This window comes from Pseudorhodoferax soli (genome assembly GCF_003337555.1).
Lineage (GTDB): Bacteria > Pseudomonadota > Gammaproteobacteria > Burkholderiales > Burkholderiaceae_C > Pseudorhodoferax > Pseudorhodoferax soli.
The window spans coordinates 791562-812101 of sequence record NZ_QPJK01000001.1 but is presented as its reverse complement, the minus strand read 5'-3'; the positions used below and the strand labels follow the sequence as shown (position 1 = coordinate 812101).

The following is a 20540-nucleotide window of genomic DNA, read 5'->3' as shown; positions in this document are numbered from 1 at the left end:
GCAGGCAAAGGAAACGCAGGATAAATGCAATTCCCGGGCCACCCGCACCGTGTTTGTCCGCAGGGGCCGGCACGTACCATGCAAGCGGAGTCCCCCATGAACACGCACGCATCACCGTCCTCCGCTTCTTCGACCCCACCACGCTGGCAGTTCTGGATCGACCGCGGCGGCACCTTCACCGACATCGTGGGCCGCCGGCCGGACGGCCAGCTGGTCACGCACAAGCTGCTGTCCGAGAACCCCGGGCGCTACGACGACGCGGCCGTCGCGGGCATCCGCACGCTGCTGGGCCTGGCCGCCGACCAGCCGATCCCGGCAGAGCTGGTGGAGTGCGTGAAGATGGGCACCACGGTGGCCACCAACGCGCTGCTGGAACGCAAGGGCGCGCCCACGCTGCTGGTGACGACCACGGGCTTTCGCGATGCGCTGCGCATCGCCTACCAAAACCGGCCGCGGCTGTTCGACCGCCGCATCGTGCTGCCCGAGATGCTGTACAGCGCCGTCATCGAGGCCGACGAGCGCGTTTCTGTCGATGGCGAGGTGCTGCAGCCGCTCGACGAGGCCGCGCTGCGCACGCAGTTGCTGGCCGCGTTCGACGGCGGCCTGCGCAGCGTGGCCATCGTCTTCCTGCACGGCTGGCGCTTCACGGCGCACGAGCAGGCGGCCGCACGCATCGCGGGCGAGATCGGCTTCACGCAGGTCAGCGCCTCGCACCGCACCAGCCCGCTCATGAAGCTGGTCAGCCGCGGTGACACCACCGTGGTCGACGCCTACCTCTCGCCCATCCTGCGGCGCTACGTGGAGCAGGTGGCGCGGCAGATGCCGGGTGTGCGGCTGCTGTTCATGCAGTCCTCCGGCGGGCTGGCCGACGCCCATGCGTTCCAGGGCAAGGACGCGATCCTGTCGGGTCCTGCCGGCGGCATCGTGGGCATGGCCCGGACTGCAGCGCTGGGCGGCCATGGCAAGGTGATCGGCTTCGACATGGGCGGCACGTCGACCGATGTGTCGCACTACGCGGGCAGCTTCGAGCGCGAGTTCGAGACCCAGGTGGCCGGCGTGCGCATGCGCGCGCCGATGATGGCGATCCACACCGTGGCCGCGGGCGGCGGCTCCATCCTGCAGTTCGACGGCCAACGGTTTCGCGTGGGCCCGCAGAGCGCGGGCGCGAACCCGGGCCCGGCCAGCTACCGGCGCGGCGGGCCGCTGGCGGTGACCGACGCCAACGTGCTGCTGGGCAAGATCCAGCCGGCCTGGTTCCCCAAGGTGTTCGGGCCGAACGGCGATGAAGCGCTGGGCCTGGAGGTGGTGCGCCAGCACTTCGCCGCACTGGCGGCGCAGGCCGGCCGCAGTGCCGAACAGGTGGCCGAGGGCTGCATCGCGATCGCCGTGCAGCAGATGGCCAATGCCATCAAGAAGATTTCGGTGGCGCGCGGCTACGACGTCACGCGCTATACGCTGCAGTGTTTCGGTGGCGCGGGCGGCCAGCATGCCTGCCTGGTGGCCGACGCGCTGGGCATGGAGCAGGTGTTCGTGCATCCCCTGGCGGGCGTGCTGAGCGCCTACGGCATGGGGCTGGCCGACCAGGCCGTGATCCGCGAGCAGTCGCTGGAACTTCCGCTGCAGTCCGATCAGCTGCCCGCCATGGCGGCCGCGCTGGAACGCCTGGCCGATGCTGCCGGAACGGAACTCGCGCGCCAGGCCATGGGCGGGGGCGCCAGGCTGGTGCACCGGCGCGTCCACGTGCGTTACCAGGGCAGCGATGCCGCGCTGGTCGTGCCGTTCGGCAGCCTGGCCGACATGCAGGCCGCGTTCGAAGCCGCCTACCGCCAGCGCTTTTCCTTCCTCATGGCCGGCAAGGCGCTGGTGGTCGAGGCCGTGTCGGTGGAGGCCCAGCTGGCCGGCGATGCACCGGCCGAGCCGCTGCTGCCGCTGGGCCCGCCGCGGCCTGCCCCTGCGCGCGCCCAGGTGGCCATGTACTGCGAGGGGGCCTGGCGCGAGGCGGCGCTGGTGGTGCGCGAAGACCTGCGCCCCGGCGACCGCATCGCCGGCCCGGCCATCATCGCCGAGCGCAACGCCACCACGGTGCTGGAACCCGGCTGGGAGGCCCGGCTGACCGGCCGCGACCACCTGGTGCTGGAGCGCCGCCAGCCCCGCGCCCTGGCCCATGCGGCGGGCACCACGGTGGATCCGGTCCTGCTGGAGGTCTTCAACAACCTGTTCATGAACATCGCCGAGCAGATGGGCCTGCAGCTGCAGAACACCGCCTACTCGGTCAACATCAAGGAGCGGCTGGACTTCAGCTGTGCGCTGTTCGACAGCGCCGGCCACCTGGTGGCCAACGCGCCGCACATGCCGGTGCACCTGGGCTCCATGGGCGAAAGCATCCAGGCCGTGATCCGCGCCAACCAGCAGCGCATGCGGCCGGGCGACGTGTTCGCGCTGAACGACCCTTACCACGGCGGCACCCACCTGCCCGACGTGACGGTGATCACCCCCGTCTACCTGCACGAGGACGACGCGCAGCCGATGTTCTACGTGGGCTCGCGCGGCCACCATGCCGACATCGGCGGCAGCACGCCGGGCTCGATGCCGCCGTTCTCCACGCGCATCGAAGAGGAGGGCGTGCGCATCGTCAACTTCCAGCTGGTCGCGCGCGGGCAGCTGCGTGAGGCCGAGTTGCTGGCCCTGCTGGGCAGCGGCGCATACCCGGCGCGCAATCCGCAGCAGAACCTGGCGGACCTCAAGGCCCAGATCGCGGCCAACGAGAAGGGTGTGCAGGAACTGCGCCGCATGGTGGCGCAGTACGGCCTGGAGGTGGTGCGGGCCTACATGGGCCATGTGCAGGACAACGCCGAGGAGTCGGTGCGCCGCGTCATCATGCGGCTCCAGGACGGCGCCTTCACGCTGCCGCTGGACAACGGCGCGCAGATCCAGGTGGCGATCCGCGTGGACGCCGCGGCGCGCAGCGCGGTCATCGATTTCACGGGCACCTCGCCGCAACAGGCCAACAACTTCAACGCGCCGACGGCGGTCTGCATGGCGGCCGTGCTCTACGTGTTCCGCACGCTGGTGGACGACGACATCCCGCTCAACGCGGGCTGCCTGAAGCCGCTGCAGGTGATCATCCCGCCGGGCTCGATGCTGAACCCCAACCCACCGGCCTCGGTGGTGGCCGGCAACGTGGAGACGTCGACCTGCATCACCAACGCGCTGTTCGGCGCGTTGGGCGTGATGGCGGCCGGCCAGTGCACGATGAACAACTTCACCTTCGGCAACGCGCGGCACCAGTACTACGAGACCATCGCGGGGGGCTCGGGCGCGGGCCGGGGCTTCGACGGCACCGGTGTCGTGCAGACCCACATGACCAATTCGCGCCTGACCGATCCAGAGGTGCTGGAGCACCGCTTCCCGGTGCGGCTGGAGAGCTACGCCATCCGCGCCGGCTCCGGCGGCGCGGGCCGTTGGCGCGGGGGCGACGGCGGCGTGCGCCGCGTGCGCTTCCTGGAACCGATGACGGCCGGCATCCTGTCCAACGGGCGCGTGCACCCGGCCTTCGGCATGGCGGGCGGCGAGCCGGGCGCGTTGGGGCGCAACCGTGTCGTGCGCCTCGATGGCCGCATGGAAGAGCTGGGCCACATCGGCCAGGTGGACATGCAGGCCGGCGACGTGTTCGAAGTGCACACGCCGGGTGGCGGCGGCTTCGGTCAGCGCGGAGCGGAGGATCCCTTGGCAGCGGACGCGGGCCGCTCGTAAGCCTCGCCATTCACGCGCAGGCCCTGCGCCGAGAAGCGGGCCGCGTTGCCCGGCCCAACCCCCTTGATGCGGGCCATCAGGTCGGCCCAATCGCGGAATGGCGCCTTGGCGCGCTCGTCCAGCATGGGGGTGGACAGGCCCGGACCGATGCCGCGCAGGCCGTCGAGTTCGGCGGCGCTGGCCTGGTTCACCTCCAGGGCCCAGGCCGGCGCGGCCAGGGCCAGCAGCACGATGGCCAGCGCGCGCATGGCTTCAGGCGCCGGCCAGTGCCAGGGCCTGCATGTACGCCGTCACGCCCGTGCGCACATCGGCGAACGCGTGGTCGCAGCCGGCCGCGCGCAGCGCCGTGAGGTCGGCCTGGGTGTGGCACTGGTACTTGCCGCGCAGCGCATCGGGAAACGCGGTGTAGACGATGGCTTCCTGGCCGACGGCTTCCTCGAGCGTGAGCGCGGTGCCGCGGCGGGCGTTGACCACGGCCAGCGCCACGTCGTTGAAGGGCTGGGCGCGGCCCGTTCCCAGGTTGAACAGGCCGGAGCGTTCGGGGTGGTCGAGGAACCACAGGTTCACGGCGACGACGTCGTCGATGTAGACGAAGTCGCGCTCCTGCTCGCCGGGCGCATAGCCGCCGTACTCGCCGAACAGGCGCACCTGGTTCTCGGCCTTGAACTGGTGGTACTGGTGGAAGGCCACGCTGGCCATGCGGCCCTTGTGCTGCTCGCGCGGGCCGTAGACGTTGAAGTAGCGAAAGCCCACGGTCTGGTGGCGGGCGCGCTCGAATGCGGTGCCGATCTCGCGGCGCAGGCGCTGGTCCACCAGCAGCTTGGAGTAGCCGTAGACGTTGAGCGGCGCCTCATTGGCCGGTTCTTCCTTGAACACGGCCGAGCCGCCGTAGGTGGCGGCCGAGGAGGCGTACAGCAGCCGCGTGCGCTGGCGCTGGCAGGCCTCCCACAGGTTGACCGTCACGGCGTAGTTGTTGGCCATCATGTACTGGCCGTTGCCTTCCATGGTGTCGCTGCAGGCGCCTTCGTGGAACACGGCCTCGACGCGTCCGTACGCGCCCTGGTCGAAGCGGGTGTAGAAGTCGGCTGCGTCCACGTAGTCGGCGATGGCGAGGTCCACGAGGTTGCGGAACTTGTCGCCCTGCGTGAGGTCGTCGACCGCGATGATGTCGGTCTCGCCGCGGGCGTTCAAGCCCTTGACGAGGTTGCTGCCGATGAAGCCGGCGGCGCCGGTGACCACGTATCTCGTCATGTCAATGGCCTTCGAACAGTTCGTCGTAGCTGGCGGTGGCCGTGCCGAACTTGCCGACCACGATGGCGCCCGCCTTGTTGGCCATGGGCAAGGCGTCGCGCAGGCTGGCGCCGGCGGCGACCAGCGCGGCCATGGTGGCGATCACGGTGTCGCCCGCACCCGTCACATCGAAGACCTCGCGCGCCTGGGCCGCCACATGGGACTCGCCATGCTCGTCGTACAGCGTCATGCCTTCCTCGCTGCGCGTGACGAGCAGGCCTTCGAGTGCGAGTTCGCTGCGCAGGCGTTGCGCCTTGGTGCGCAGTTCGTCCTCGTTGCGCCAGCTCCCCACCACCTGCTGCAGCTCGGCGCGGTTGGGCGTGATCAGCGTGGCGCCGCGGTAGCGCGAGTAGTCGCTGCCCTTGGGGTCGATCAGCACGGCCTTGCCGGCCACGCGGGCGGCCTGGATCATCTGGGCCACATGGGCCAGGCCGCCCTTGCCGTAGTCGGAGAACAGCACGGCGGCGTGCTGCGGCATGAGTTCGTCGAACAACGCGGATTGCGATGCCAGTGTCTCGGTCTCGGGCACGGTCTCGAAATCGAGCCGCAGCAGCTGCTGCTGGCGGCCGATCACGCGAAGCTTGACCGTGGTGCGCATCTGCGGATCGCGGCCGAAGTGCGGGACGATGCCGGTGGCTTGCACCAGGGCTTCGAGCTTGTGGCTGGCCTCGTCGTCGCCGACCACCGAGAGCAGCGATGCCTGGGCGCCCAGCGTGACGATGTTGTAGGCCACGTTGGCAGCAGCGCCGATGCGCTCTTCCTCGCGCGTGACGCGCACCACGGGCACGGGGGCCTCGGGCGAGATGCGGTCGACGGCGCCGTACCAGTAGCGGTCCAGCATGGCGTCGCCGACGACGAGCACGCGGGCCTCGGCCAGCGCGTCGCGGGTGGGCAGCGGGTTGCGCTGCAGCGCAGGTGTCGTGCTCATAGTTCTTCCACGCGGCGCGGCGGGTAGCTGTCCCAGGCCTGGCAGCCCGGGCACTGCCAGAAGTGCTGCTTGGCCTCGAAGCCGCAGGCGGCGCAGCGGTAGCGCGTGAGCGGACGCGTGGCGTGCTCGATGGCGCGCTGCACCTGCGGGTGGAATTGTTCGTGCTCGAGCTTCTCGCCAGCCAGCCAGCGCGCCGTGGCCACCAGCGATTGCTCGCGCTCCAGGTGCTGGAGGTAGCGTTGGCGCGCCTGTTCGCGCTGCGTGCCCTGCGCGCTTTCGAGCGCGACGATGGCATCCAGCACGTCGAGCGAGGCGAAGCTGTCGTAGCTGGCCTGCAGCGCGGCCAGCGCCTGCGGCACCTGGCCGGCGGCGCTGCCGGTCTGCGCCAGGACGCTGGCGATCAGCGGCACCGACTGCGGCGCGACGGAGCTCAGTTCCAGCAGCGTGCGCAGCGCCTCTGCGGGGCGATCGGCCTTGACCTGCATGAGGGCCTGGTCGATGCGCGGGCGCGGCGCCTGCGGCGCGGTGGTGATGGCGCGTGCCAGCAATTGCGTCGCGCCTTCCGAATCCCCCGCCGCGTTGCGCGCAGCGGCCTGCTCGCACAGGTAGTGCGCCATGCGGCCGCTGAAGCTGCCCTCGCCATGGTCCTGCAGCTTCTGCGCGATCTCGGTGGCCTGCGGCCAGTCGCGCGAGCGTTCGTAGATGGCCAGCAGCGCGAGCAGGGCCTGTGCTTCATAGCGCGTGCCCTCGAGCTTGCGCAGCGCGTCCTCGGCGCGGTCGAGCAGGCCGGCCTTGAGGAAGTCCAGCGCGAGGTCGTGCTGGGCGCGTTGGCGGTCGGCGGCGCTGAGGTCGGCGCGCGAGAGCAGGTGCTCATGCACGCGCACGGCGCGCTGGTACTCGCCGCGGCGGCGGAACAGGTTGCCGAGCGCGAAGTGCAGCTCGGTCGTGTCCGGGTCCTTCTGCACTGCCTCGATGAAGGCGTCGATGGCCTGGTCCTGTTGCTCGTTGAGCAGGTAGTTCAGGCCTTTGAAGTAGGCCTTGGGCGCACGCCGGTTCTCGATGCGCAGCTGGCGCAGGTCCAGCCGCGAGGCCAGCCAGCCCAGCACGAAGGCCACCGGCAGGCCCAGCAGGATCCAGCCGAGATCAAAGTCCATGGCGCGGCACGTTGCCCAGGCTGGTGTCGGTGGCGGCCTCGGCGGGCAGTGGGGGCACGATGGGGGCAGGGGCCGGCGGCTCCACCACCACGCTGCGGGCGGCGTGGCGCTGGCGCCACCAGCGCGGCGCCATGGCGACCACGCCGAGCGCCAGGCCCAGCGCGAACGCAGCCAGCACCACGAGCACCATGGGCGCCCGCCATTCGGTGCCGAAGAAGAAGCGCACCGCGCCCTCGTGCTGGTTGTTCAGCGCGAATGCGAACAGGGTAAAAAAAATGGCTGCCTTCAGTATCCACTTGAGCAGCCACACCAGATTCTTCATGAAGCGAATGTCCTCATCCGGAGCATTCTACGGTCGGGCCGCAGGCCCGAACGACCACGCCGCGTCAGCGGTCGTAACGCCTTTCGTCGGCATCGATGGGGCCCTTGTCCACGGCCTCGCGCAGCGCCTTGCCGGGCTTGAAATGCGGCACGCGCTTCTCGGGAATGGCCACGGCCTCGCCACTGCGCGGGTTGCGGCCCATGCGCGGTGGACGCCGGTTGATCGAGAAGCTGCCGAAGCCGCGGATCTCCACGCGGTGGCCCTTGACCAGGGCGTCGCCGACGGCGTCCAGGATGGTCTTGACCGCGTGCTCGGCATCGCGGTGGGTCAACTGACTGAAGCGGGCCGCCAGTTCTTCAACGAGGTCGGATCGGGTCATGGTGGTTCACGGGTGCATCAACGGAATCGGGCCAGTCCTGCAGCCCCACGGAGTGGGGCGCGGGTGCTGGCCCGACGAATGTCGCACAGGAACGCGGGTTCCCGTGCGCCTTCCAAGCAACGATCAGTTGTTGCTGTTGTTGTCCAGCTTGGCGCGCAGCAGTGCGCCCAGGCTGGTGGTGCCGGCGTTTTCACGTGCGGACTGCTGGGCCAGGGAAGCCATGGCTTCGTTCTGGTCGGCGGCATCCTTGGCCTTGATGGACAGCTGGATGTTGCGCGTCTTGCGGTCGACGTTGACGACCACGGCCGTGATCTCGTCGCCTTCCTTCAGCACGTTGCGCGCATCTTCCACGCGGTCGCGGCTGATTTCCGAGGCACGCAGGTAACCGATGACGTCGCCGCCCAGGTCGATCTCGGCGCCACGCGGGTCCACCGTCTTGACCTTGCCGGACACGGTCTGGCCCTTGTCGTTGACCGTCACGAAGGTCGTGAACGGGTCGCCGTCGAGCTGCTTGATGCCCAGCGAGATGCGCTCGCGGTCCACGTCCACGGCCAACACGATGGCGTCGACTTCCTGGCCCTTCTTGTAGTTGCGAACCGCGGCTTCGCCGGTTTCGTTCCACGAGAGGTCGGACAGGTGGACCAGGCCGTCGATGCCGGCAGCCAGGCCGACGAACACGCCGAAGTCGGTGATCGACTTGATCGGGCCCTTGACGCGGTCGCCGCGCTTGGTGTTCTGCGCGAACTCTTGCCACGGGTTGGCCTTGCACTGCTTCATGCCCAGGCTGATGCGGCGCTTGTCTTCGTCGATTTCCAGGACCATGACTTCGACTTCGTCACCCAGCGAGACCAGCTTGGAGGGAGCGATGTTCTTGTTGGTCCAGTCCATTTCGGAGACGTGCACCAGGCCTTCGATGCCGGGTTCCAGCTCGACGAACGCGCCGTAGTCGGCGATGTTCGTGACCTTGCCGAACAGGCGCGTGCTCTGCGGATAGCGGCGCGAAACGCCCATCCACGGGTCGTCGCCCATCTGCTTCAGACCCAGCGAGACACGGTTCTTCTCGGTGTCGAACTTGAGGATCTTGGCGGTGATTTCCTGACCAGCCTGCACCACTTCGCTCGGGTGGCGCACGCGACGCCATGCCATGTCGGTGATGTGCAGCAGGCCGTCGATGCCGCCCAGGTCGACGAACGCACCGTATTCGGTGATGTTCTTGACCACGCCCTGCACGATGGCGCCTTCCTTCAGCGTCTCCATCAGCTTGGCGCGCTCTTCGCCCATGGAGGCTTCCACCACGGCGCGGCGCGACAGCACCACGTTGTTGCGCTTGCGGTCGAGCTTGATGACCTTGAATTCCAGGGTCTTGTTCTCGTACGGCGTCAGGTCCTTGACCGGGCGCGTGTCGATCAGCGAGCCGGGCAGGAAGGCGCGGATGCCGTTGACCAGGACGGTCAGGCCGCCCTTGACCTTGCCGCTGGTCGTGCCGGTGACGAACTCGCCGGATTCGAGGGCCTTTTCCAGGGCCATCCAGGAGGCCAGGCGCTTGGCGGTGTCGCGGCTGACGATGGTGTCGCCGTAGCCGTTTTCGATGGCGACGATGGCCACCGAGACGAACTCACCGACCTGCACTTCGACGACACCCTTGTCGCTCTTGAACTCGTCCAGCGGCACGTAGGCTTCGGACTTGAGGCCTGCGTTGACGACGACGAAGTTGTGTTCGATGCGAACGACTTCAGCGGTGACGACCTCGCCCACACGGGTTTCCGTGGTTTGAAGCGACTCGGCGAACAGATCGGCAAAAGATTCAGACATGTATTTCCTTGACCACGGAGCAGGTTTTGCCTGCGCGCGATTGCGCCGGCTTCTAAGGCTGTCGTGGCGGTAGTTGCGGGAACGTCCCGCGACGGTTGAGTTGTGAACCACCCGGCCGATGCGCTTGCTGCGCGGGCTGGCCGGATGGGCCTTGTCTTCGTGCGGGCCTCAGAAGCCCTGCCGCTGATCCCACCAGGCCAGCACGCGATCGACACAGGCTTGCACCGTGAGATCGGAGTTGTCCAGGATGAGGGCATCGGCTGCGGCGCGAAGCGGAGCGACGGCGCGGGACGAGTCCCGTGCGTCGCGCGCCTCAAGGTCCGCGCGAAGGTCGGCGATTGTAGTTGAAATCCCTTTGGAAATCAATTGCTTATGCCGGCGCTCGGCGCGGCGCTCGGCGCTGGCCGTCAGGTACACCTTGAGCGGGGCCGCCGGAAAGATCACCGTGCCCATGTCGCGGCCGTCGGCCACCAGGCCCGGCAGGCGGCGAAAGCTTAGCTGCAGGTCCACCAGGGCGGCGCGCACGGCCGGCAGCGCCGAGACCTTGGAGGCGTTCATGCCGGCGGCCTCGGTGCGGATCGCGTCGGTCACGTCCTCGGTGTCGAGCCAGATGCGGCCGTCGTCGAAGCGCACGGGCAGCGTGGCCGCCATGCGGGCGATGGCGGCTTCGTTCTCGGCACCGATGGCGTGATCGGCACGCAGTGCCGCGTAGGCCGTGATGCGGTACATCGCCCCCGAATCGAGGAAGTGGTAGCCCAGCGCGCGCGCCACGGCCGCGGCCACCGTGCCCTTGCCCGAGGCCGTGGGGCCGTCGATGCACAGCACGGGCACCTGCGCGGTGGGCGTGCGGCAAACCGAAAGCAGCACCTCGAAGTAGTCGGGGAAGGTCTTGGCCACGCACTTGGGGTCGAGGATGCGCACCGGCGACTGCGAGGGCACCGCGCCCGGGCGCAGCCGGTGGAAGGCGGCCAGCGAGAAGCACATGGCGACGCGGTGGTCGTCGTAGGTGTGGATGGCGGCGCTGGGCCAGGGCTGCGCGATGGGCGGCGGCACGATGCGCAGGTAGTCCTGGCCTTCTTCGACCTCGGCGCCGAACTTGCGCAGCTCGGCCGCCATGGCGGCGATGCGGTCGGTCTCCTTGACGCGCCAGCTGGCGATGTTGTGCAGCCGGCTCGGGCCATCGGCGTACAGCGCCATGACGGCCAGCGTCATGGCCGCGTCGGGGATGTGGTTGCAGTCCAGATCGATGGCCTTGAGCGGCCAGGCGCCGCGCGCCACCTGCAGCCAGTTGGGCCCGGCCTCGACTGTCGCGCCCATGGCCTGAGCGGCTTCGACGAAACGGATGTCGCCCTGGATGGAGGCCGCGCCCACGCCCTCGATGCGCAGCGGCCGGGCAGCATCGGCCGCGATGGCGCCCAGCGCCACGAAGTAGCTGGCCGAGGAGGCGTCGGCTTCGACATGGATCTCGCCGGGCGACTGGTAGCGGCTGCCGGCCGGGATCGTGAAGCGCTGCCAGCCCTCGCGGGCCACCGCGATGCCGAAGCGCGCGAGCAGGTTCAGCGTGATCTCCACATAGGGCTTGGAGATCAGCTCGCCAACCACCTCGACCGTGATGTCGCGCCGCGCCACCAGCGGCAGCGCCAGCAGCAGGGCCGTCAGGAACTGGCTGGAGACGTCGCCGCGCACGCGGATCGGCTGGTCCAGCTGCAGCGCGCCGGGCATGCCGATCTGCAGCGGCGGGTAGCCGGGATTGGCGCCGTAGCCGATGGCGCAGCCCAGTTGCACCAGCGCATCGACGAGGTCGCCGATGGGGCGTTCGTACATGCGCGGCACGCCAGTCAGCGTGAAGTTGCCGCCCAGCAGGGCCAGCACGGCGGTCAGCGGGCGGATGGCGGTGCCGGCGTTGCCCATGAACAGCTCGGCCTCGGTGGTGGCGAGTTGGCCGTCCAGGCCGGTGATGGTGACGCTATGGCCCTCGCGTGCAATGGTGCAGCCCAGCTGGGCCAGCGCCGCGAGCATCACGCGCGTGTCGTCGGAGTCCAGCAGGTCGCGCACGACGGTCTGGCCGGCCGACAGCGCGGCCAGCAGCAGCACGCGGTTGGAGATGCTCTTGGAGCCCGGCAGCGCCACCGTTCCGGCGGCTCCCTGCAAAGGGGGGAGATCCAGAAAGGCGGTGTCGAACATTCTCAGGTCCCGGGTTTGAATGAATCCATGTGCCAGGCCGCGCGGATGCCGCTGGCCTGCGCGATCAATTGCTCGAGTGCGGCGCCGTCGCCGGCCACGATCTGCTGCTCGAACTGTGCCAGCGCCTGCTGGTGCGCGCGCAGCTGGGCCAGCAATTCCTGGCGGTTGGCCAGGAAGATGTCGCGCCACATGCGCGGATCGGCTGCGGCGATGCGCGTGAAATCGCGGAAGCCCGGCCCACCGAGCGCAAGGATGGCCTGGCCGTCCGGCTGCCGGGCGATGCCGTCGATGAAGGCGAAGGCCACAAGGTGCGGCAGGTGGCTGACCGCGGCGAAGGTGGTGTCGTGCGCGGCCGGCGTCATCTCGACCAGGCGTGCGCCGAGCGCCGTCCAGACCGCCTGGGCCTTGGCCAGCTGGGATGCGCCCGAAGTGGCCATGGGCGTCAGGATCACATGGCGGCCCTGGTACAGCGCGGCATCGGCATGGTCCACGCCGGCGCGTTCCTTGCCGGCGATCGGGTGCGCCGGCACGAAGCACGGCAGGGCCCCGCCCAGTGCGCGTTCGGCTGCGGCCACCACGTCGCGCTTGGTGGAGCCCACATCCATGAGCAGGGTGTCGGCGCCAAGCGTGGCGCCGATGGCGGCGAAGGTGGTCTCGGTGGCCGCCACGGGCACGGCGACCAGCACGAGGTCGGCCCCGGCCGCGGCCTCGGCGGCCGATCCGGCCTGCGTGTCGATCACGCCGAGTTCGAGCGCGCGCTGCGTGGTGCTTGGCGAGGCGCTGAAGCCCGCGATGTGGCGGACCAGGCCGGCCCGGCGCAATGCGAGCGCGAACGAGCCGCCCATCAGGCCGCAGCCGATCAGGCCCAGGCGTTCGAACATCGCCGCGCCCTCAGGCGCTGACCGGGTAGGTGCCCAGCAGCTTGTAGAAGGCGCAGATCTCGCGCAGTTCTTCCAGGGCCTTGCCAACGTGTGGCTGGGACGGATGGCCGTCCAGGTCGATGTAGAAGTAGTACTCCCATTGGCCCGTTCGTGCCGGCCGTGACTCGAAGCGCGTCATCGACACGCCATGGGTCTTCAGCGGCATCAGCAGGTCGTGCAGCGCGCCGGGCCTGTTCGGCACCGAGACCACGAGGCTGGTGCAGTCCTTGCCCGAGGCCGGCGGCGCATCCAGCGTCTCGGGCAGGCAGATGATGGCAAAGCGCGTGCGGTTGTGGGCGTTGTCCTGGATGGCACGGGCCACCAGGTGCAAGCCGAACTGCGTGGCCGCACGCTCGCTGGCGAGCCCGGCCCAGGCCGGGTTGGTGGCGGCCAGACGCGCGCCTTCGGCGTTGCTGGAAACGGCGCGGCGCTCGGCATGGGGCAGGTGGGTCGACAGCCAGCCCTGGCATTGCGCCAGGGCCTGGGGATGGGCCAGCACGGCCTCGATGCCATCCAGCGAATCGGACAGGCGCAGCAGGTTGAATTGCACCGCCAGGCTCACCGAACCGACCATGTGCGTGGGTGTGTTCAGCAGCAAGTCCAGCGAGCGCGTGACGCCGCCTTCGGCCGAACTCTCGATGCCGACCACGCCGAAATGCACAGCGCCCGAGGCCGTGGCGTGGAACACCTCGTCGAAGGAGGCGCAGTACTGCAGCTCGGCGGCGCCGCCGAAATACTGGAGGGCGGCTTCTTCGCTGAAGGTGCCAGCCGGCCCCAGCACGGCCACGCGCTGCGGCGCTTCCAGCGCAAGGCAGGCGGACATGATCTCGTTCCAGATGGCGGCCACGTGCTCGTCGCGCAGCGGACCGCTGTTGCGTGACTGGATCTTGGCGATGACCTGTGCCACGCGGTCTGGCCGGTAAAAGGGCGAGCCTTCACGGCGCTTGATCTCGCCCACCTGTTCGGCCACATGGGCCCGCTTGTTCAAGAGCGCCAGCAGTTCCTGGTCGAGTGCGTCGATCTGCACGCGCAGCGCCGCGAGGTCGGGGGAGGAAACGGCGCTGGGCTCGGCGGGCATGGCAGGTCTTGTCTCTTTCGGTGGGGACGGCGTCAGGCTTGCGTCTGCGCAAATTCTCGCATGTAGGCCACCAGCGCCTGGACGCCCGCCAGCGGCATGGCGTTGTAGATGCTGGCGCGCATGCCACCCACGGATTTGTGGCCCTTGAGCTGCAGCAGGCCGCGTGCCTTGGCGCCCGTAAGGAAGGCGTCGTTGCGGCTCTCGTCGCGCAGGAAGAAGGGCACGTTCATGCGTGAACGGCAGTCCGGCGAGACCTTGTTGACGTAGAAGTCGGAGCTGTCGATATAGCCGTAGAGCAGCTCGGCCTTGGCGCGGTTGCGCTGCTCCATGGCGGCGATGCCGGCCAACTCGCCCTCGCGCTGGCGCTTGAGCCACTGGAAGGTCAGGCCGGCGATGTAGATGCCGTAGGTCGGCGGCGTGTTGAACATCGAATCGTGTTCGGCCACGGTCTGGTAGTCGAAAGCGCTGGGGCAGGCCTTCAGTGCGTGGCCCAGCAGGTCTTCGCGCACGATGACCAGCGTGAGGCCGGCAGGGCCCAGGTTCTTCTGCGCGCCGGCGAACGCCAGGCCCACGCGCGACCAGTCGATCGGGCGGCTCGCGACGTGCGAGGAGCAGTCGATCACGAGCGGCGTGTCCGAGCCCAGGGCCTTCAGGTCGGGGAGCGTCTGGAATTCCACGCCGTGGATGGTCTCGTTGCTGCAGATGTGCAGGTAGCTCGCGCCGGCGCTGAGCTTCCATCTGGCCGGGTCGGGCAGCGTGGTGTGCTGGCTCTCTGCGTTGCTGGCCGCCAGCTGCGGCTGGCAGTAGCGCGCGGCTTCCTTGATCGACTTCTGGCTCCAGCTGCCGGTGACCACGAAGTCCACCGTGCCGGCGCGTGAGAGGTTCAGCGGCACGATGGCGTTCTCGCCCAGCCCGCCGCCCTGCATGAAGAGGATCTTGTAGTTTGCTGGCACGGCCAGCAGTTCGCGCAGGTCGGCCTCTGCACGCTCGTAGATCGAGATGAATTCCTTGCCGCGGTGGCTCATCTCCATGACGCCCATGCCGCTGCCATGCCAGTCGAGCATCTCGGAAGCGGCCTCGCGCAGCACCTCTTCGGGAATGGCGGCCGGGCCGGCGGAAAAGTTGTAGGGGCGCTGTTGCATGGGCACTCCGGGGGCAAGAGAAGAAAAAGGCCCCGGCCGCTCGCGCAGGCCGGGGCCGGGGCAGGGCTGGATCAGCTGGCGGGGGTCTCGCCTTCGCCGCTGTCGTCGGCCAATGCGGGATTGGCGTCGTTCTCGACGATGCGCTGCAGGCCGCTGAGCTTGGAGCCTTCGTCCAGGCCGATCAGTGTCACGCCCTGGGTGGCGCGGCCGAGTTCGCGGATCTCGCTGACGCGGGTGCGCACCAGCACGCCCTTGTCGGTGATCAGCATGATCTCGTCGTCGGCATGGACCAGCGTGGCGGCGACGACCTTGCCGTTGCGCTCGCTCTGCTGGATCGCGATCATGCCCTTGGTGCCGCGGCCGTGGCGCGTGTATTCGGTGATCGGGGTGCGCTTGCCGTAGCCGTTCTCGGTCGCGGTCAGCACCGACTGCTGCTCGTCCTCGGCCACCAGCATGGCGATCACGCTCTGGCTCGGTTCCAGCGTCATGCCGCGCACTCCGCGTGCCGCACGGCCCAGCGGGCGCACATCGTCCTCGTCGAAACGCACGGCCTTGCCGCCGTCGGAGAACAGCATCACGTCGTGCTTGCCATCGGTCAGTGCGGCGCCGATCAGGAAGTCGCCATCGTCCAGGTTCACGGCAATGATGCCGCCCTTGCGCGGGTTGCTGAACTCGTCGAGTGCCGTCTTCTTGACCGTGCCCATGGAAGTCGCCATGAACACGTAGTGCGTGGACGGGAAAGTCCGGTTTTCGCCCGTGAGCGCCAGCACCACGTTGATCTTCTCGCCTTCGGCCAGCGGGAACATGTTGACGATGGGCCGGCCGCGCGAGCCGCGCGAGCCCTGCGGCACTTCCCAGACCTTGAGCCAGTACAGCCGGCCGCGGTTGGAGAAGCACAGGATGTAGTCGTGCGTGTTGGCGATGAAGAGCTGGTCGATCCAGTCGTCTTCCTTGGTCGCCGTGGCCTGTTTGCCACGGCCGCCGCGCTTTTGCGCGCGGTACTCGGACAAGGGCTGGCTCTTGATGTAGCCCGAGTGCGAGAGCGTCACGACCATGTCGGTCGGTGTGATCAGGTCCTCGGTACTGAGGTCGTAGGAGCTGTGCTCCACATGGCTGCGGCGCGCGCCGATCTTGGTCTGGCCGAACTCCTGCTTGATGGCACCCAGTTCGTCGGTGATGATGGCCGTGACCCGCGCGGGCTTGGCCAGGATGTCGAGCAGGTCCTCGATCTCGGCCATGACGTCCTTGTACTCGGCCGTGATCTTGTCTTGCTCCAGGCCGGTCAGGCGCTGCAGGCGCATCTGCAGGATTTCCTGGGCTTGCGTGTCCGACAGGCGGTACAGGCCGTCGCTGCCCATGCCGTAGGCGCGTTCCAGGCCCTCGGGGCGGTAGTCGTCGGCATTGACCACACCACCATCGGCACGCGTGCGGGTCAGCATTTCGCGCACCAACTGGCTGTCCCAGCTGCGCGCCATCAGTTCGGCCTTGGCCACCGGCGGCGTGGGCGACTCGCGGATGATGCGGATGAACTCGTCGATGTTGGCCAGCGCGACGGCCAGGCCTTCCAGCACGTGGCCGCGCTCGCGCGCCTTGCGCAGGTTGAAGATGGTGCGCCGCGTGACGACTTCGCGGCGGTGGTCCAGGAAGACCGAGATCAGGTCCTTCAGGTTGCACAGCTTGGGCTGGCCATTGACCAGCGCCACCATGTTCATGCCGAAGGTGTCCTGCAGCTGCGTCTGCTTGTACAGGTTGTTCAGCACCACCTCGGGCACTTCGCCGCGCTTGAGTTCGATCACCAGGCGCATGCCCGACTTGTCGGACTCGTCCTGGATGTGGCTGATGCCCTCGAGCTTCTTCTCGTGCACGAGCTCGGCCATGCGCTCCTGCAGTGTCTTCTTGTTGACCTGGTAGGGCAGCTCGTCGACGATGATCGCCTGGCGCTGGCCGCGGTCGATGTCCTCGAAGTGGCACTTGGCGCGCATCACGACCTTGCCGCGGCCCGTGCGGTAGCCTTCCTTGACACCGCTGATGCCGTAGATGATGCCGGCCGTGGGGAAGTCCGGCGCGGGCACGATCTCCATCAGCGCGTCGATGTCCGCGTCGGGGTTGCGCAACAGGAACAGGCAGGCGTCCACCACCTCGTTCAGGTTGTGCGGCGGGATGTTGGTGGCCATGCCGACCGCGATGCCGCCCGAGCCGTTCACGAGCAGGTTGGGCAACCGCGTCGGCATGACCAGCGGCTCTTTCTCGCTGCCGTCGTAGTTGGGGCCGAAGTCGACGGTTTCCTTGTCCAGGTCGGCCAGCAGCTCGTGCGCCACCTTGGCCAGGCGGATTTCCGTGTACCGCATGGCGGCCGCGTTGTCGCCATCGACCGAGCCGAAGTTGCCCTGGCCGTCCACCAGCATGTGGCGCATGGAGAAGTCCTGCGCCATCCGCACGATGGTGTCGTAGACCGACTGGTCGCCGTGCGGGTGGTACTTGCCGATGACGTCGCCGACGATACGCGCCGACTTCTTATATGGGCGGTTCCAGTCGTTGTTGAGCTCGTGCATCGCGAACAGCACGCGGCGGTGCACCGGCTTCAGCCCGTCCCGCGCGTCGGGCAGGGCCCGGCCCACGATCACGCTCATCGCGTAATCGAGATAGCTCCGCCGCATCTCCTCTTCGAGACTGATCGGCAGGGTTTCTTTGGCGAATTGGGTCATGGTGTGAGCAGCAGGGAAGGCCGTGCATTTTAGGCGCCTGCATCTGTCGCGTTGTTGCAACAAACCGCCCGGTTTTGGGTTTTGTCCTACGGTCTGTGAACCGGTCCGCTAGGGGGGCTATGGCACAATCAATGCGTACGTGCTCAGTGGTGGTCACTGAAGGCGTCCCGGTTTCGCAGCGCTGCTGCGCCTTTTTCCCCCAGAGGAGAACCATGAAGAAATTGAACAAAGTGGCGATGTTGTTGGCCTCCGCAGCGCTCGCTACCGCCGCAGGTGCTCAGTCCGTCGACAACTGGCGTACCGCCGATGGCGCGCTGGTGTGGAAGACGGCTGACCAGGCCCTGTGCTGGCGCAATGCCAACTGGACCCCTGCCACGGCAGCCAAGGGCTGCGATGGCGCCATCGTCGCTCAGGCTGCTGCCGCACCGGCACCGGCTCCTTCAGCCACGCCCGCTCCGGCACCCGCTCCGGCACCTATCGTCGCGCCCCAGCCGCCCGCAGCCACCAAGGTGACCTACGCTGCTGACGCCTTCTTCGACTTCGACAAGTCGGTTCTGAAGCCCGAAGGCCGCGCCAAGCTGGACGACCTGATCGGCAAGATCAAGGGCATCAACCTGGAAGTCATCATCGCCGTGGGTCACACCGACTCCGTCGGCAGCGATGCCTACAACCAGCGCCTGTCGGTCCGTCGTTCGGAAGCCGTGAAGGCGTACCTGGTGTCCAAGGGCATCGAGCGCAACCGCGTGTACACCGAAGGCAAGGGCGAGAAGCAACCTGTGGCCGACAACAAGACCGCCGAAGGCCGCGCCAAGAACCGTCGCGTGGAAATCGAAGTGGTTGGTACCCGCGCCAACTGATTCTCGTCAGAGAACGCCTGCAGGCCTGGCGCCTGCAGGCATCAAAGCCCGCGAGCCGACTCCGCGGGCTTTTTTCTTTGTGCAGAGGAAAACCATGAATGCTGCCCTGAACGCTGACCCGGCCGAACTCGCCAAGTTCTCCGAGTTGGCGCACCGCTGGTGGGACCCCGACAGCGAGTTCCGCCCGCTGCACCAGATCAACCCGCTGCGGCTCAACTGGATCATGGAGTCTGCTGTGCTGGCCGGGCGCCAGGTCGTCGATGTCGGCTGCGGCGGGGGCATCCTGGCCGACAGCATGGCGCGCCGCGGTGCCCAAGTGCTAGGCGTCGACCTGTCCACCAAGGCCTTGAAGGTGGCCCAACTGCACGCGCTCGAAGCCGGCACGCCCAACATCCGGTACCGCGAGGTCGCCGCTGAGGAACTGGCGGCCGAGCAGCCGGCCAGCTTCGATGTCGTCACCTGCATGGAGATGCTCGAGCATGTACCCGATCCGGCATCCGTGGTGCGCGCTTGCGCACAGCTGGTCAAGCCCGGTGGCTGGGTGTTCTTCTCTACGCTGAACCGCAATGCCAAGTCCTTCCTGTTCGCCATCTTGGGCGCGGAGTACGTGCTGAATCTGCTGCCGCGCGGGACACACCACTACGACAAGATGATCCGGCCCAGCGAACTGGGCCGCCATTGCCGCGATGCGGGCTTGAACCTGCAGCACAGCAGCGGCCTCGAGTACAACCCGATCACCCGGCGCTACTGGCTCAGCAGCGACACCAGCGTGAACTACATGCTGGCCACCCGCCGCCCGCTGGAGACGTCCGATGGCGCGTGAACTCAAAGCCGTGCTGTTCGACCTGGATGGCACGTTGGTCGACAGTGCGGGCGACCTGGGCGCGGCAGCGGATCAGTTGCGTACGGACCGAGGCCTGCCCGCGCTCGGACTGGAGGCCTACCGCGCGATGGCGGGCGCCGGTGCGCGCGGCATGTTGGGGGTGGCCTTCGGCATGGCGACAGACCATCCGGACTTTCCGCTCTTGCGTGAGGAGTTCTTTCAGAACTATGAACGCCGGCTGACGGAACTCACGCGGCCTTTCGACGGCGTCGCCACCCTGGTCGAGGAGTTGCGCGTGCGGGGTTTGCGCTGGGGCGTTGTCACGAACAAGCCCTCGCGCTTCTCCCGGCCGCTGACCGCCGGCATGGCGCTGTTTGCCAGCAGTGGGGTGCTCGTCAGCGGCGACACAACGGCTTACACCAAGCCGCACCCGGAGCCTCTGCTGCACGCCGCCTGTGTTCTGGAGGTCGATCCGGCAAGCTGCATGTACGTGGGCGACGATGCGCGCGACATCGTGGCAGGCCGCGCGGCCGGCATGCTGACAGTGGCGGCCTGCTACGGCTACCTCGGTCAGGTAGACACCGCCGAATGGGGCGCAGACGCATCCATCAATGCGCCTTTGGGCTTGTTGTCCGTGCTGGATCTTGCAATCGCGCCAAGTAGCCTAAAATAGCTGTTCTGGGGCTGCATTGGTTTCGACGTGGGTTCGGAATCGCTGTGGTGCATGTCGAGCTGAATGCGCTCGTTAAACAGATTCAAACAAACTAACTGCAAACGACGAACGTTTCGCACTCGCTGCTTAATTGCCAGTGAGCTTTACAACAGCAGGCCGATGGGCTGGGCAAGGGGTTCTTGACGCAAGTTGAGCGCTCCCGGCTGTAAAGATAATTTCATCGGCTGGCTCCGGACCGGGTACCTTGGTCAGGGGCGAGAAAATAGGGTACTGGCGTCCTGTGTAGCGTGCGGCTGCGCGACACAGGAAGCGAGACTCAAAACAGACCGCTAAACATGTAGATCTGCGCGAAGATGGCTTGCGGACGGGGGTTCAAATCCCCCCAGCTCCACCACACCACCCAAAAGGCGTTCACCGGGATCCGGTGAACGCCTTTTTATTTGGCCGGTCACCAAGCAGGTTCTCGGACAGGCGCGGCGCCAGCAGCCAGCGCTAGCGCCGCAGCCAGGGCGGGCCAAGA

General features: G+C 67.9%; 16 protein-coding genes and 1 other RNA gene. 5 read left to right on the top strand and 12 right to left on the bottom strand.

The annotated features are described in order from the left end of the window. Nucleotides 1–96 precede the first annotated feature (96 nt). On the top strand, nucleotides 97–3753 hold the full coding sequence (locus tag DES41_RS03650; RefSeq protein ID WP_114465955.1) for a hydantoinase B/oxoprolinase family protein: 3657 nt from the start codon (nucleotides 97–99) through the stop codon (nucleotides 3751–3753). Here DES41_RS03650 and DES41_RS03645 read toward each other — a convergent pair. The 12 genes from DES41_RS03645 to gyrA form a co-directional block, all read right to left on the bottom strand. After that, nucleotides 3705–4001 carry a ComEA family DNA-binding protein gene (locus DES41_RS03645; protein ID WP_114465953.1) on the bottom strand — a complete coding sequence of 99 codons (297 nt, stop codon included), beginning with the start codon at nucleotides 3999–4001 and terminating at the stop codon, nucleotides 3705–3707. The two genes, DES41_RS03650 and DES41_RS03645, sit on opposite strands and share 49 nt — an antisense overlap. Before the next feature lie 4 nt (nucleotides 4002–4005). Next, entirely contained in the window at nucleotides 4006–5004 is a 999-nt protein-coding gene (gene rfaD, locus DES41_RS03640) for an ADP-glyceromanno-heptose 6-epimerase (protein ID WP_114465951.1), read from the bottom strand. Between the two features lies 1 nt (nucleotide 5005). Further along, entirely contained in the window at nucleotides 5006–5971 is a 966-nt protein-coding gene (gene rfaE1, locus DES41_RS03635; RefSeq protein ID WP_114465949.1) for a D-glycero-beta-D-manno-heptose-7-phosphate kinase, read from the bottom strand. Continuing rightward, nucleotides 5968–7125, bottom strand: coding sequence for a lipopolysaccharide assembly protein LapB (lapB, locus tag DES41_RS03630; RefSeq protein WP_114465947.1), 1158 nt, complete (start codon nucleotides 7123–7125; stop codon nucleotides 5968–5970). Before lapB ends, rfaE1 begins: the two co-directional genes overlap by 4 nt. Then, nucleotides 7115–7447, bottom strand: coding sequence for a lipopolysaccharide assembly protein LapA domain-containing protein (locus DES41_RS03625; protein ID WP_114465945.1), 333 nt, complete (start codon nucleotides 7445–7447; stop codon nucleotides 7115–7117). The genes lapB and DES41_RS03625 overlap by 11 nt, the downstream gene beginning before the upstream one ends. A gap of 64 nt (nucleotides 7448–7511) precedes the next feature. Beyond that, on the bottom strand, nucleotides 7512–7826 hold the full coding sequence (locus DES41_RS03620) for an integration host factor subunit beta (RefSeq protein ID WP_114465943.1): 315 nt from the start codon (nucleotides 7824–7826) through the stop codon (nucleotides 7512–7514). A gap of 123 nt (nucleotides 7827–7949) precedes the next feature. Beyond that, a complete protein-coding gene (gene rpsA, locus DES41_RS03615) occupies nucleotides 7950–9749 on the bottom strand; it encodes a 30S ribosomal protein S1 (protein WP_281277158.1) in 1800 nt (599 codons plus the stop codon). Between the two features lie 57 nt (nucleotides 9750–9806). Beyond that, nucleotides 9807–11822, bottom strand: a complete 2016-nt coding sequence (locus DES41_RS03610) for a bifunctional 3-phosphoshikimate 1-carboxyvinyltransferase/cytidylate kinase (protein WP_114465940.1) — start codon at nucleotides 11820–11822, stop codon at nucleotides 9807–9809. Nucleotides 11823–11824: 2 nt separating this feature from the next. Continuing rightward, a complete protein-coding gene (locus tag DES41_RS03605) occupies nucleotides 11825–12703 on the bottom strand; it encodes a prephenate dehydrogenase (RefSeq protein WP_114465938.1) in 879 nt (292 codons plus the stop codon). A 10-nt stretch (nucleotides 12704–12713) separates the two neighbouring features. Further along, entirely contained in the window at nucleotides 12714–13820 is a 1107-nt protein-coding gene (gene pheA, locus DES41_RS03600; RefSeq protein WP_114465936.1) for a prephenate dehydratase, read from the bottom strand. A gap of 32 nt (nucleotides 13821–13852) precedes the next feature. Further along, complete coding sequence (serC, locus tag DES41_RS03595) at nucleotides 13853–14962, bottom strand: 3-phosphoserine/phosphohydroxythreonine transaminase (protein ID WP_114465934.1); 1110 nt, start codon at nucleotides 14960–14962, stop codon at nucleotides 13853–13855. Between the two features lie 71 nt (nucleotides 14963–15033). Next, nucleotides 15034–17667 (bottom strand): DNA gyrase subunit A, encoded by a 2634-nt coding sequence (gene gyrA / locus DES41_RS03590; protein WP_114465932.1) that lies wholly within the window; start codon nucleotides 17665–17667, stop codon nucleotides 15034–15036. Nucleotides 17668–17879: 212 nt separating this feature from the next. On the opposite strand from gyrA, the gene ompA reads away from it, so the two are divergent. The 4 genes from ompA (at nucleotide 17880) to ssrA (ending at nucleotide 20414) form a co-directional block, all read left to right on the top strand. Continuing rightward, nucleotides 17880–18524, top strand: coding sequence for an outer membrane protein OmpA (gene ompA, locus DES41_RS03585; RefSeq protein WP_114465930.1), 645 nt, complete (start codon nucleotides 17880–17882; stop codon nucleotides 18522–18524). A 94-nt stretch (nucleotides 18525–18618) separates the two neighbouring features. Further along, entirely contained in the window at nucleotides 18619–19347 is a 729-nt protein-coding gene (ubiG, locus tag DES41_RS03580; RefSeq protein ID WP_114465928.1) for a bifunctional 2-polyprenyl-6-hydroxyphenol methylase/3-demethylubiquinol 3-O-methyltransferase UbiG, read from the top strand. Then, the gene (gph, locus tag DES41_RS03575) at nucleotides 19337–20020 is read left to right on the top strand and encodes a phosphoglycolate phosphatase (RefSeq protein ID WP_114465926.1); all 684 of its coding nucleotides are present in this window, start codon (nucleotides 19337–19339) and stop codon (nucleotides 20018–20020) included. The genes ubiG and gph overlap by 11 nt, the downstream gene beginning before the upstream one ends. A 7-nt stretch (nucleotides 20021–20027) precedes the next feature. Beyond that, nucleotides 20028–20414, top strand: a transfer-messenger RNA (tmRNA) gene (gene ssrA, locus DES41_RS03570). Nucleotides 20415–20540 lie beyond the last annotated feature (126 nt).